The following is a 13,284-nucleotide window of genomic DNA, read 5'->3' on the forward strand; positions in this document are numbered from 1 at the left end:
TTGAACCAAGATCAACTTCTATCGACGCTATCAATACAGCTTACTCCTCCCCTAGCAGTAGAGAATGTGATGAACATCTTTGTTTAAGGCGTAGACACTGGGAATGATGTCGTGTGTTCGAAGCTCAGTTAGGGTAGTTGGGTAAAAAAATAACAACCTCAAGGATGTAACGTGAATAGTCTGTTTAAACCCAATCCAGTCATGCTTGCCGTTTTATTCAGCGTGCCTGCTATAGCAAGTCCAACTTTAACTTTATCGACCACCACTACCAGTCGCGATGTTCCGTTGTCAGCCTCTGAGCCCGCAGTCATGTCGTTGAGCAAAGAAACATATCAACTCACCGTGTCGGGTATTGATGGTAACTGTTCCGCGGTTGAAGGTCAGAAAGTCAGATTTCGTCGACCTTTGTCACTTAACTGCGGAGAAGATACCGTCCTGCCACTGAAAGTCCGTTTCGGTGGCGAATACTCGTTTACCTTCGATAAAGAGAACAACACGCTGACCATTGCGCGAGAAGCAAAGAAGAGCAAACAGACATTCAGCCGACCTATCCCTGATGTAAAATGTGAAAAGTACTCTGGCAAAGCCGTTACCTTGAGTCTGGGTGATACATTCCCAGACGGTGCAGAGCTTAAAGATGCGTTAAGCGGGCAAGTTGTGACTGTTGAAAATAACTCGGTTACCATCACACCGTCGAAACACAGTGGTGGTTTAGTTCTGCTTGAGCCAACTGCTCCCATTGATAAGCCAGAATTTACCTATAACAATGCCAATATTTACTTTGTGATGGTCGACCGATTCAGCAATGGAGATACCAGCAATGATCAGAGTTACGGTCGCCAGAAAGACGGTAAACAGGAAGTCGGTACCTTCCACGGTGGCGACCTTAAAGGTGTGATTGAAAAGCTCGACTATATAAAGAGCCTTGGTACAGATGCGATCTGGCTCTCTCCAATTGTTGAGCAAGTTCATGGCTTTGTTGGCGGCGGCGAAAGTGGCAGCTTCCCGTTCTATTCTTACCACGGTTACTGGACACGGGACTTCACTAAAATCGACCAAAACTTTGGTAACGAACAAGACCTGAAAACCTTGGTTGAGGAAGCGCACAAACGCGGCATTAAGATCCTTCTCGATGCCGTCGTTAATCATGCTGGTTATGGCACACTTGCTGATATGCAGTTTGATAATCTCGAAGTGGTCGATCGTTCGAAAATGCCAGAGCAGTGGGCAAAATGGACTCCTGAACAAGGTCAAAACTGGCACAGTTTTAATAACGCCATCGATTATCAAAGCAAACAGTGGCAAAACTGGTGGGGCCCAGATTGGGTTCGAGCAGATTTACCGGGCTATACACAACCCGGTAGCAGCGATACCACAATGAACTTAGCAGGCTTACCAGACTTTATTACTGAATCAACAAAACCGATTACACCTCCTAAGTGGCTACTCGACAACCCAGATACTCGCGTTGTCGCTAAACCTGACTACACAGTGGCGGATTACTTGGTTGAGTGGCAGTCGGACTGGGTAAAACGTTTTGGTATTGATGGCTTTAGGGTCGATACAGTAAAACACGTTGAAGGCGATGTTTGGCTTAAGCTAAAACAAGCCGCAAGCGAGAACCTAGAGCAGTGGCGCAGTGAAAATGGCAAGTCTGGTCAACCGTTCTGGATGATGGGTGAAGTATGGGGCCACTCGGCTTACCGATCACCGTATGCGGATAAAGGTTTCGATGCGCTAATCAATTTCGATATGCAGAAGAAACTCGATAAAGGTGCAGCCTGCTTTAGCCAGATGCAAGACGTCTACCAGAACTATGCAGACTCAATACAATCTACCCCTAGCTATACACCTGTGAGTTATATGTCCTCTCACGATACTGAGCTGTTCTTCAACCGCTTTAAGTCTTTTGACATGCAACGTAATGCGGCAAATGCCCTACTCCTTAGCCCTGGTGCAATTCAGGTTTATTATGGTGATGAAATCGGTCGTGAACTTGGCCCATACGCAGACGACTTCCACCAAGGGACTCGTTCCGATATGGTCTGGAAGCTTGATGATGAAAGGAAAGCCTTACTGTCTCACTGGCAAACCGTCGGTCAGTTCCGCCACAACCACCCAGCAATTGGTGCGGGGAAACATCAACCAATAGACAACGACAACGCCTATGTATTCTCTCGAACACTAGGTGACGATAAGGTTGTTGTCGCTTTTGTGGGGAAATAGATTAGTTCTCCCCCATACAACTAGAGTAAAGGAGGAGTCGTCTCCTCCTTATTCAGCGATGACCACTCCTTTGCGTTATCCATTATCAACTCGATAAAACTTCTCACTTCGCACTTCTCTAACTAGTAAATAGTAAAAAACTCAATAACCCTTGATAACTCACTGTATGTACTAAACTTGTTCTTAAGTGCAACTACATGAGTATAATCAATGAAGAAGCCAGTACTCTTAGTCGATGATGAAGTGAACATCCTTAATTCATTTCGTCGAACTTTGAGAAGTCATGTCGATATCGATCTTGCAAACAGTGGCGAGCAAGCACTCGAACTCATCTCCAAAAAGCAGTACGCCGTGATTGTGTCTGATATGCAAATGCCTGTTATGAACGGACTTCAATTGCTGCAAGCCGTAAAAGAAAAATCACCTGACACTGTACGTATGATGTTTACAGGGAATGCTGACCAACAAACAGCGGTCGATGCCGTCAACCTAGGTGACGTATTTCGTTTTATCAATAAACCATGTACGCCAGAGCAACTACTAGGATTTATTAATGCTGCCATTCAGCAATACGAGCTTATCGTTGCAGAGAAAGTGCTGCTTAACAAGACGTTAAAAGGCGTCATTAATGTCCTGAGCGATGTTGTCTCTCTTGTTAGCCCTGAAATCAATGACCGCAGTAATAAAGTTCAATTCCATATGCAGCAGTTAGGTAAAGCGCTTAACCTAAAACCTCATTGGAGTTTTGAGCCGATGGTTCAGTTGTCGCAACTCGGCTTTATTATTTTTCCCCAAAGCACCTTAGAAAATATTAGTAGCGGACAAGTCGTCACTGAAGAAGATCGTCAACTCTTCGATCAACACCCTTGCCTTTCCTCTGATTTACTCAAACAAATCCCTAGGATGAGCGGGATCGCTAAAACTATTCTCTACCAAGAAAAAGGCTTTAATGGAGAAGGTAATCCCATTGATGACGTTCAGGGAACCGACTTACCCTACGGTTCAAGAATGCTTAAGGTTGTCTGTGACTATATAAAACTTGAAAGTGCTGGCTATACCATCCCTGATGCCGTTGAACAACTCGACAACCAAGATCACCTCTATGACCCAAGCATACTCAGCGCTTTTAAATCAACGCTCGATTTTGAACCACCAAAAATTTTCGTCGATGTCAGCTTCCTAAATCCCAACATGATTATAGAGCAGGAGATTCGAACCAACCGTGATCAGCTTATTGCGAGAAAAGGGCAGAGAGTTACTCAAACCTTGATGAACATTGTCCACCACTGCCTAGAGAACAAAGCTGTCGCTGGGGAAGTTTGGGTAACCATGATTGAACCGGAAGAGCACGAACAAACTGAGAGTGAAGAGAAAGCGCAGAGTTTTTAATCAGCGCCTTAATGGAATAACTAACAATGTAAACAAAGGACAGGTTGGGCTATGGTAGAGTTCTGGCGATTTAAATCCGTTGACTTAGCGGATTACAATTTACTCCAAGGAGAGTTTCACTACTCTTTGGTTTTACTTTCCATTCTTGTCTCTAGCTTAGCCGCTTACTCTTGCTTGATCGTCATTGAACGAATGTGGAGCTCAAATGAAGCGAAAACGGTCAGCTTGTGGCGTTTATTTGGCAGTATTGTGTTTGGCCTTGGTGTCTGGGCAATGCATTTCACAGGTATGTTGGCTTTCATGGTGCCTGCGCTAATGACCTATCACCCCGGTATAACTGCGTTGTCCTTTGTTCCTCCTGTCGTTGGTGCCTACTTCGCGTTTCAAGTCCTTTATAGTCAACGATTTTCGCTGTTAGATATCCAGCTTAGCGCATTGTATTTAGCATTGGGCATTGGCTCAATGCATTACCTCGGTATGGAAGCAATGCAGATGGACGCCCTGATGGTCTATGACTTCACTTGGTTTGTTCTCTCTATTGTGATTGCATTTTTATTTGCTTGTATCTCTATTTACATGATCAAGCTTCGCAATCGTAACTATGGAGAAAACGTTACTCATAGAGCTTTAATTGCCCCTATAATGGGCCTGTCGGTTGCTGGTATGCATTACACTGCTATGGGCGCTGTGAGCTTTTATGCTTTAACCGATACCCCTGCAGCTCATAACCATATGAGCGACGCTCACAACATTGCCTTGATCGTAGCTCTATTTGTGCTGCTAATATGCGCTGCAACGTTCGTTGCTTCCATTGTCGACCAAAGACTCCAACGAGCCGAGCATTCCATTGTCGCCAGTAAGCTGCGTGAACAAGATATCCTCAATAATCTCGCCGACGGCGTCATTATTGTTGACCAGGATGGCATCATAGATAGCATCAATGACATGGGATTGAGAATGTTCAACTATGAACAAGAGATGATCGACCATAAAAACATCGAAGACTTAATGCCAACCTTTGATAAAGTTTCGTTGCAAAATGGTGCCAACAACGACTTGGAGCATCGAAACAATTTAACCACAGAAGGGATAAAACGAGATGGGCGCTCGTTCCCTATTGAAGTTAGCCTTTCTGCACTTTCAATTCGAAATGAAGAGAAAAAGCTGTTTAACTGTGTTATTCGTGATATTTCGACGCGTATGGAGCTTGAGCAGCAATTAAGACAAGCGCAAAAATTGGAGTCGATGGGGCAACTTGCCGCTGGTATCGCTCATGAGATAAACACGCCAACTCAATATGTCTCTGATAACACAATCTTCTTGAAAGACGCCTTTCAAACCTGTCTTAACACTATCAACCAAATTACAGAAACCATTGAAAAGTCAGAAGATAAGCCTATCGAAAAGCTGAAAGCCCAAATTAAAAGTGAAATTGCTGAAAGCGATATGGACTTTATCGCCGAGGAAATCCCTCTCGCACTGGATCAGTCCTTAGAGGGGCTGCAACGCATTAGCCGAATCGTAAAAGCGATGAAATCTTTCTCACATTCTAGTAACCACGAAATGCACCAAGTCGATATTGCTGAAGCCATTGAGTCGACCATCACCATTGCACGCGGTGAGTGGCGATATGTCGCTGAAGTAGAAACCAATTTTGACTCTAGATTACCGGCTATCCCTTGTTACCGTGATGAATTTAACCAAGTTATGCTTAACTTCATCATTAACGCGGCTCATGCGATTGAAGAAAGATTTGGTCGCCAAGATGGCACCTTAGGCACAATTAAAGTCTCCACACATCTTGAAGAAAATACTGCTCAGATTCGTATCCAAGACAATGGCACAGGTATACCGAGTAACATTATTGACCGGATATTCGATCCTTTCTTTACCACAAAAGATGTCGGTAAAGGTACAGGGCAAGGGCTCAGTTTAGCCTACTCAGTTATCGTCGATTTACACAAAGGAGCAATTAACACCGACAGTACTGTTGGTGAGGGAACCACCTTTACTATTTCACTACCGTTAGACAACGTAAGCGTTGGCACAGAAGAGAGACTAGATAATGAAGCTGCTGCTAGTTGATGATGAACGCATGATCCTCAACGGATTAAAGCGAGCCCTTTTTGGAACTGGATGGAAGATATTTACCGCAGAAGGCGGTGAAGAAGCTTTGCAGTTTTTGGAGGAGCATGATGTGGATTTAATCATCTCGGACATGCTTATGCCGAAGATGAACGGTGCTGAACTACTTGAAGAGGTGAGTAAAAGACACCCTGGTATTATTCGTGCTTCGCTTTCCGGATATTCGGATCCTGATGTCACCATAAAAGGTGGTTTTTTCGCCCACCAAGCTTTTATGAAACCCTGCGATCCTAGTGTCATCAAAGCAGAGGTCCAACGTATTGAAGAGATTCTTGAATTGTTCCCGGATCGAGTGATTCAAAATGCAATTGGTACAATTACTTCGTTGCCAGTCGCACCTAAGCTATTCTTTGATGTTAAGCGTACACTCGCTGATCCCAACTCATCCATGCATGACGTAGCGAAACTCATCAGTGAAGAGCCGGCAATGTGCGCCAAGATCATTCAGATCTCAAATAATGCCATCTTTAGAGGGCGCAAAGAAATCAAGAGTATCTCTGAAGCAATCACTCGTTTGGGCGGCCAAGTGGTCACCAATATTATCGCCATGCTTGAGGTCTATTCTGTTTCCATGAACGAACCAAGCAAGCCATTGGAAAAAATTCAATCTCACAGCCTTAAAGTCGCAAAGCTCGCCTCAACCTTAGTTGAACCGGATCTCAAAGATACGACTTTTCTAGTGGGTATTCTTCACCGTATTGGTGAATACGTCAGAATGAAAATAGCTCCAGATTTAATGAGCGCGTTTCTAAACCCTAAAACTAAGGGCAACGATAAGTCGCACTTAGAGCGATATCTGTTCAAAACCAAATCAGAGCAGCTTGGAGGTTACCTGCTGCACTTTTGGGGATTTCCTTTGCCCATCATTGAAGGAGTCTTAAACCACGATGATCCAGAAAAATTGATGGAGTCTGATTTTAGCCCAGCTTGTGCAGTGTATATCGCCAACTGTATTTTGAGTGGAAAAACGGTCAATGAAGAGTTTGCTGCCCACTTTGATTTGACCAGTACGCTTGCCGTGTTAGAGCAGAACCATCAAGTCTAGTTAATGAGTAATTATTAGCGATTTCATTGTAGATTGATTTAAAACACTTGAGTCGTCACAAAAGTTAGGTAACGTATCGCGTTTACACACAGTCCGAAGAGACGACAATAGCCACTATGCCGACACCCGATATTAAGTTCATTGCCACCGATATGGATGGCACGCTTCTCGATGAAAATAGCCAGCTCGATCCAGAGTTTTTTAACCTATACCAACAGTTAGAAGATAAAGGCGTTATCTTCGCTGCGGCTTCAGGGCGACAGTATTACAGCCTAATGGAGACCTTCTCACCAATTAACGACCGCATGATGTTCATTGCTGAGAATGGCACTTTAGTCATGCACAAGGGAGAAGAGTTGTATAGCTGTGAGATCGATAAACCTTCTATCAAATCAATCATTGAGGCAGCTAGAGGTATTTCCGGCGCGCAAATTGTCTTGTGTGGTAAACATTCCGCTTACATCGAAACGCAAGACCCGCGAGCGCTTGAGGAGTTCGCTAAGTACTACCACAAGTGCCAGTACGTGAACGATCTACTCGACGTAGATGATGATTTCATCAAGGTCGCCATCTGCCACTTTGACGGTACAGAAGAGTTGGTTTTCCCTACTTTCGACAAAGCATTTGGTCAGACGCACCAAGTGGTTGTGAGTGCAAAAATCTGGCTCGACGTCATGAACTCAGAAGCTTCGAAGGGCGCAGCGATCGAGCACTTACAACAAACACTCAACTTTACTCACGAGCAAACCATGAGTTTTGGAGATTACCTTAATGACTTGGAAATGCTGGAGGCGAGCTATCATTCATACGCAATGGACAATGCTCACCCTAAGATTAAAGAGATTGCTCGCTTTCATGCACCAAGCAATCGCGAGGCTGGCGTGTTTACCGTCATTCAGCGTGAACTACTAAGCTAAGCTTGATAAAGCTCTAAAGGTAAGCCGTCTAGATCTTTAAAAAAGGTGAACGGCTTACCGGTAAACTCATCAATCCGAATCGGCTCGACCTCCACGTCACACTTGATCAGATAAGCGGCATACTGCTCTACTGAATCGACGCTAAATGCCAAGTGCCTTAAGCCCTGCGCTTCTGGACTGGTTGGTCTTTGAGGCGGGTTGGGAAAAGAGAACAACTCAATTTGTCCTCCATCTGGTAAAGCAAGATCAAGCTTGTAAGAATCTCGCTCTGCGCGATAGTTTTCAGCGATTACGGCTAACTTCAGAACTTGAGTATAAAAGCGCTTCGAAGTCTTGTAGTCAGAACAGATGACTGCGACATGATGTATTCTTTTGAGCTCCACGAATCCCCCTAATCAATAACTAGCGAACCGTCTGGATTGAACTGCCAAAAATCGGCATACGCCACTTCCCATAAATAACCATCTGGATCTGAAAAATAACCGCTGTAGCCACCCCAGAACACATCCTGAGCCGGCTTTTCTAGCTTGGCACCAGCACTGACCGCTAACGCTAACACGTCATCCACTTCCTGCTTTGAACGCGTATTATGTGCGAGTGTCACACCACTAAACCCCTCTTTAACAACAGCCATATCAGGCGAAACATCTTTTGCTAGTGCATCCAAAGGATACAAGGCTAAACACACGCCACCTGTTTTGAAAAAGATAATCCCCTCTTCGGGATTTTTGGAAGAGGGAAAACCTAGCTTGGAGTAAAACTGATATGAGCGTTCTAAATCTCGCACCCCTAAAGTAATTATGCTGACACGTGGTTCCATGGCTTGTTCCTTAACCTGTGATTGACGAGCAGCTGTAAGTATCTACCAAAGCGCAGGATTATTAAATCCTTCCACACATGTTGATCGACCTTCAAGGCTTTGAATCGTGTCCGAAGATAAAGTTTGTACCATCCAACCATGAGGAAAACTCAGTTTTAACGGCGCCTTAAACAGCTCTTCAGAGGTGGGATTAAAACCCACTCGAGTGTAGAAGTTTGGGTCACCATATGTGAAAGCTAACTTCACACCTTGGCTACGCATCGCCTCTATACCATGACGGATCAATGCTTGCCCAATCCCCTGCCCTTGATACTCAGTATCAACTGCGACCGGAGCCATCAAAAAGCTTGCGTGTTCTTCCTCAAAAGCAAGGCGAGTAAATAGAATGCTCGCAACAATCTTTTGCTCATCTCTCGCAACAAAAATTGCGATGTCTTGCTCTGGTGTCGTCTCTACGAGTGTGTTCACTAGAGTGCCAATGACTTTTCCTTCTTCGACGCCTTCAGAATCTCCAAAGGTTTTAGAGAATAACTGAATAAGTTCGTCTGTCTCTTTCGGATTAAATAGACCGTATTTCATAGTGTGTTCCTCTTTAAAGTTTATGCGCGCAGCTTAAACTGTAAAGCTGTAGACAGGTCAACACTAACTAATCAAACAATCACTCTGTTTTGAGAATAAATATCTGATAGTTGAACTCACCATTACGGTTGTCATAAGCAGAAATCTCGCGGTTCAAATCCGCGAGAGCAGATGAGCCCGTTAACTCTTGCGCGAGCTCATTAATCCGATCTTTTAGCGGTTGGTAGTAGTTGTCCCAAGCTTTATCACTGACAGGGAATGAATCGACTAGCGTATATCCCGCTCGCTTAGCTTGCTCAATGCGCGTCTCTTCAGTGGTCATGTCTGGGTACTCTTTGTGCCAAAAGCTCATGGCACCGGACGATGGCCCCTCTACACTCCAGATCAAATCACTCAGCACTAGATAACCATCATCGGACAAGAGATGTCGCCACTCTTTAAAAGCATTCTCAACCCCCATAATGTACGCACTGGTCTCACACCAAATCAGATCAAACTGCTTAGATTCAAATGGCAGTTTCGCCATATTGGCACACACGGTGGTCACACGTTTCGTTTCACCGAGTTGCTGCATAGTTTGATTAATGTTCTCTAGAGCATACTCTTCATTATCGACCGCGGTTATATGCGCTTGGGTATGATCTAGCAGTGTTCGGGTCGCAATGCCCTGCCCACAACCAATTTCGAGAATACGCTTAGGTGAAAAGGGCAGTTTCTGAATCGCTAAACGTGTATCTTGTTGGCTTCCCGGCCCCCAACAAGTAAGTTGGCTGAAAACCAGATCAAAGTCTCGCATATAGCGATCGTGTTCATTCATATCTTTTGATAGCCATTTCAAACGCATAGCCTGCTTCTCATCAAAACCTTGTTTGATCAGCCAGTCTAAATGCGCATCAGGGGCAAGTTGGTCGAGAGAATCGTGCCACTCGCTAAGAGAACTTTCGCCTAATAGCGCGGCGAGCAGTTCGCGGGATTTTTGTTTTTGCGAGATTTCTAGATCGAGCTGAGTCAGCCTGTCTTTCAATAAATCACGATTGATTTGTGCGTCTAAGCAAGCCTGACACTCTTTCAGCGTCAAACCACCAGCCTGCAATTTTTGCAGTAAGAGCAAGCGTTGGAGATCTTTTTCACTGTAGGAGCGATAGCCGTTCGCTTGTCTTGCTCCCTTAATGATGCCTAGCTTTTCGTAATAAAGCAGAGTGGTACGAGAAATGCCCGCCCGCTCTGCTAATTGAGAGATCTTGAACATCCGTCCACTCATAGCTTTTATTCGATACCATCAACTCTAAACTATAAAGCTATAGACGGGTCAAGATAGCTGACTATTTTCTGCTAGGTATCTCAGCTTGGGTCAAATAACCATCATTGTTTCTATCAAATCGGCTGAAATCTTTTGCCAACTTGCCTTTTGCTTCAAGGCGAGAAATTTTCCCGTCACCATTTCGATCCATGCGAGAAAAGTGTCCGTTGTTCGAACCAGCCATATTTTGCTTGCCTTTTGACGACATAGAAGAAGCGCTACCACCATTTTGGTAACTTTCAGTTGGTCGCTTCGCTAAAGTTGACTGCTGAACAAATTCGACTTCACCACCAGCAACACATCGAACCATGTTATCAATTCGAATCGCATCTCCTTGAGGGCCATGTCCCGTCGGGTATTGACTCGCGTCTCCAGTTTTAGGGTCGCTACGCTGAGAACCCGCGCCATGAACATCAATCCAAGCATTGCGCATGTAACCTAACGATGATCCGAAGGCGACATACGCACCATGCCCGCCGTTTCTCATGTTTTCGTGAGTCGTGCTACTCCAGTAGTTCGCGTAATCCTCGCGGTTTGCTTCACTGGTGATCGCAGTCGTATTGAAAATTGGATCAATTGCCGCGCTGTTACTTGTGGTAGGCGAACGCGTGTAATCAACAATAGATTGCAGTTCCTTCACACTTGGTAGCCTCCAATCGCTGCTGCCCGCCAGTTCAAGATTTTCACAGTAGGCTAAGGCTTGAGGAAAATCCATCTGCGATTGGCTATCAGACTGCTGCCAGATAAGGCTCGTTGCACCATCAGTGATGGTGCCGTTGTTATTGTCTACAAATTGGTTGATGCCGTAATCTGGGTTACCGCGTACTGCGAGAACATAAAAGGTTTTATCGCCACCACGGGGGCTTGCAATACCATAACCCTTAATGCGTCCATCAATAAAGTTAACGCCAAACACCGTTTCATCTTTGTTCATGGTGGTAGAAACATACTTGGTGCTCGACACAAACTGACTGTCTATCAACCTTTCGCCTGAATGAACATCCCCCGCATTCATATCGAAGTATCTCGCATCAAGGAATGGGACCATCTTAACTGTGCCTGACTGATTAACACCACTTGGGTCTTGACCATCAAACAAAATCAAAGAATAGAGTTCTTTAATAGAAGGTAAGCGCCAATCACTATAACCACCGTGATTCAATGACGCGACGTATTCCAACGCATCGTCATAACTCAGCTTATCTTGTGCATCTATCTTGCCATCACCATTGAGATCGGTGGACTGAGTCCACATGAGACCCGTCACGTTGTCACTGACTGTACCATTACTGTTTTTGGTGTAGCTCGGAGTATTGCCTTGGTACTGAGCATCTTGTCCAAAAGTGGCATCAGAAGAAGAAGGACAAGTGCTCAATGTGTTTCTAAGCCCAAAACATTGGCTTTGGTTGGTATCTACAATCGGTGTGGTCAGCTCGTTTGCACTAGCTGTACTAGACCAAGCGGCTAAACTAGCCATAGCTAACAAACTATTTACTGGCGTATTTTTCATTGTCGTTCCTTGTTTACTCAGCGTAATCATAGTCTAGATAGCGGGAAGTAAAGAAACACATTGAGAAAGTAAATGTATGTAAAGCTAACTCTATGCAATTCGTCTTACTTGAGAACACAGCAGGCCAATTGCGGCGAATAGTTGAACGAAAAAACAAGTTATAAAGATAACTTCTATGCCAAAGTAAGCAATCACATAGCCCGATGCAGCCAAGCCAAAAGGCATCAGTAGCTTAAATAGAGAACCCGTAATCCCTGCTACCCTACCTAAACATTTCTCTTCAAATGCTTCCTGTCGGTAGCTCCAAATACAAATACTGCTATACAAACCAACCGCTGAAATCCATAAAAATGCCGCTGCCATACCCCAGACATTATTGATGACCAGTGGGAAAACAAAACCGAGAGACTCTAAAACTATCGAGCCAATCAAAACCACGCCTAAACCAAATCTAGCTCGTAGCTTATCTGCACTGAACGATCCCAAAAGACCGCCAACTCCCGATGCCGCTATCAAGTAACTCACCTCTAAAGCGTTAAACTCAAGCTCTGATTTCGCGTAGAATATCGCTTGGATCCAGAAAACGGCTCCTGTGGTGTTAATCACCATCACCGCAAGAGTGATAATCCACATATTATGTTCAGCTCGTAATACCGTCCAAGCTTCTTTTAATGCCGCAAAGACACTCTGCTTTTTTGGCGGTTCACTTGGAGCAAGCGTTAACCTTTCTAATTGCCAATACGAAAGCAATAGAAGTACCGCCACAGCTAGAAAAACATTGTGGATTGTCGACATTAGCATCAATGCTCCCGATAACACTGGCCCTACCGTTTCCATCACGCTGTTTAACGAACTCATCCTCGCTATCGCAGTATTTTGTGTTTCAGGTGCCAATGCCCTTTTCATCATCGTCATGCGCGCATTGTGATAGCCATAGTTAAACGCCATCATCAAAAAGGCGGCGGGAAACAGGACCCAAAGTGGCTCACTTAGCCACTCAACTGCCAGATACGAGCACAAAACGACCACCAACTGACCCAACAACATCGCTTGAGACCAGCGCTTCTTATCAACGCGATCGACTACCACACCAATAAACAGCGCCAATAGTAAATTTGGTAAAAATTCCACAGCGCGCATCCACCCCATCATCTTGGATGATTGCGTGAGTTCATAAACCAATAGCGGTAATGCTAGGTTATAAATCTGCGCTGAAAACGCAACAAACAGCGCGCTGGAAAACAGAATTTGAAATGGCCTGTTACGCCAGATTGAAGTTTGAGGCTTAGCTAACGTATTCATTTATTTTTCCTTTCATCCTGAACAGAACCTCCTATTATCGAGATTAAAAGA

Annotated in this window: 11 protein-coding genes; 5 read left to right on the forward strand and 6 right to left on the reverse strand. The window is 44.6% G+C overall.

From position 1 onward, the window contains the following. Nucleotides 1–201 precede the first annotated feature (201 nt). The 5 genes from AC6R00_RS05810 to AC6R00_RS05830 all read left to right on the forward strand — a co-directional run bounded on the left by AC6R00_RS05810 (nt 202) and on the right by AC6R00_RS05830 (nt 7,722). Nucleotides 202–2,226 (forward strand): alpha-amylase, encoded by a 2,025-nt coding sequence (locus AC6R00_RS05810; protein ID WP_500640164.1) that lies wholly within the window; start codon nt 202–204, stop codon nt 2,224–2,226. A 210-nt stretch (nt 2,227–2,436) separates the two neighbouring features. Further along, nucleotides 2,437–3,615 carry an HD domain-containing phosphohydrolase gene (locus tag AC6R00_RS05815; RefSeq protein WP_500639636.1) on the forward strand — a complete coding sequence of 393 codons (1,179 nt, stop codon included), beginning with the start codon at nt 2,437–2,439 and terminating at the stop codon, nt 3,613–3,615. Between the two features lie 51 nt (nt 3,616–3,666). Further along, entirely contained in the window at nt 3,667–5,700 is a 2,034-nt protein-coding gene (locus AC6R00_RS05820) for an MHYT domain-containing protein (RefSeq protein WP_500639637.1), read from the forward strand. Next, nucleotides 5,681–6,805 carry an HDOD domain-containing protein gene (locus AC6R00_RS05825; protein ID WP_500639638.1) on the forward strand — a complete coding sequence of 375 codons (1,125 nt, stop codon included), beginning with the start codon at nt 5,681–5,683 and terminating at the stop codon, nt 6,803–6,805. The genes AC6R00_RS05820 and AC6R00_RS05825 overlap by 20 nt, the downstream gene beginning before the upstream one ends. 116 nt (nt 6,806–6,921) lie before the next feature. Then, nucleotides 6,922–7,722, forward strand: coding sequence for a Cof-type HAD-IIB family hydrolase (locus AC6R00_RS05830; RefSeq protein ID WP_500639639.1), 801 nt, complete (start codon nt 6,922–6,924; stop codon nt 7,720–7,722). Here AC6R00_RS05830 and gloA2 read toward each other — a convergent pair. The 6 genes from gloA2 to AC6R00_RS05860 form a co-directional block, all read right to left on the reverse strand. Then, nucleotides 7,719–8,105: an SMU1112c/YaeR family gloxylase I-like metalloprotein gene (gloA2, locus tag AC6R00_RS05835; RefSeq protein WP_500639640.1), complete on the reverse strand. Its 387-nt coding sequence runs from the start codon at nt 8,103–8,105 to the stop codon at nt 7,719–7,721. The genes AC6R00_RS05830 and gloA2 overlap by 4 nt on opposite strands. Nucleotides 8,106–8,113: 8 nt before the next feature. Further along, nucleotides 8,114–8,542 (reverse strand): VOC family protein, encoded by a 429-nt coding sequence (locus tag AC6R00_RS05840; protein ID WP_500639641.1) that lies wholly within the window; start codon nt 8,540–8,542, stop codon nt 8,114–8,116. 42 nt (nt 8,543–8,584) lie between these two features. Further along, nucleotides 8,585–9,121 carry a GNAT family N-acetyltransferase gene (locus tag AC6R00_RS05845; RefSeq protein WP_500639642.1) on the reverse strand — a complete coding sequence of 179 codons (537 nt, stop codon included), beginning with the start codon at nt 9,119–9,121 and terminating at the stop codon, nt 8,585–8,587. A gap of 79 nt (nt 9,122–9,200) precedes the next feature. Beyond that, nucleotides 9,201–10,370, reverse strand: coding sequence for a methyltransferase domain-containing protein (locus AC6R00_RS05850; RefSeq protein ID WP_500639643.1), 1,170 nt, complete (start codon nt 10,368–10,370; stop codon nt 9,201–9,203). Nucleotides 10,371–10,443: 73 nt separating this feature from the next. Continuing rightward, nucleotides 10,444–11,931, reverse strand: coding sequence for an Lcl C-terminal domain-containing protein (locus AC6R00_RS05855; protein WP_500639644.1), 1,488 nt, complete (start codon nt 11,929–11,931; stop codon nt 10,444–10,446). A gap of 90 nt (nt 11,932–12,021) precedes the next feature. Further along, entirely contained in the window at nt 12,022–13,233 is a 1,212-nt protein-coding gene (locus AC6R00_RS05860; protein ID WP_500639645.1) for an MFS transporter, read from the reverse strand. Between the last annotated feature and the right edge of the window lie 51 nt (nt 13,234–13,284).

Source organism: Vibrio sp. R10-SF1-ISO8, from assembly GCF_059833805.1.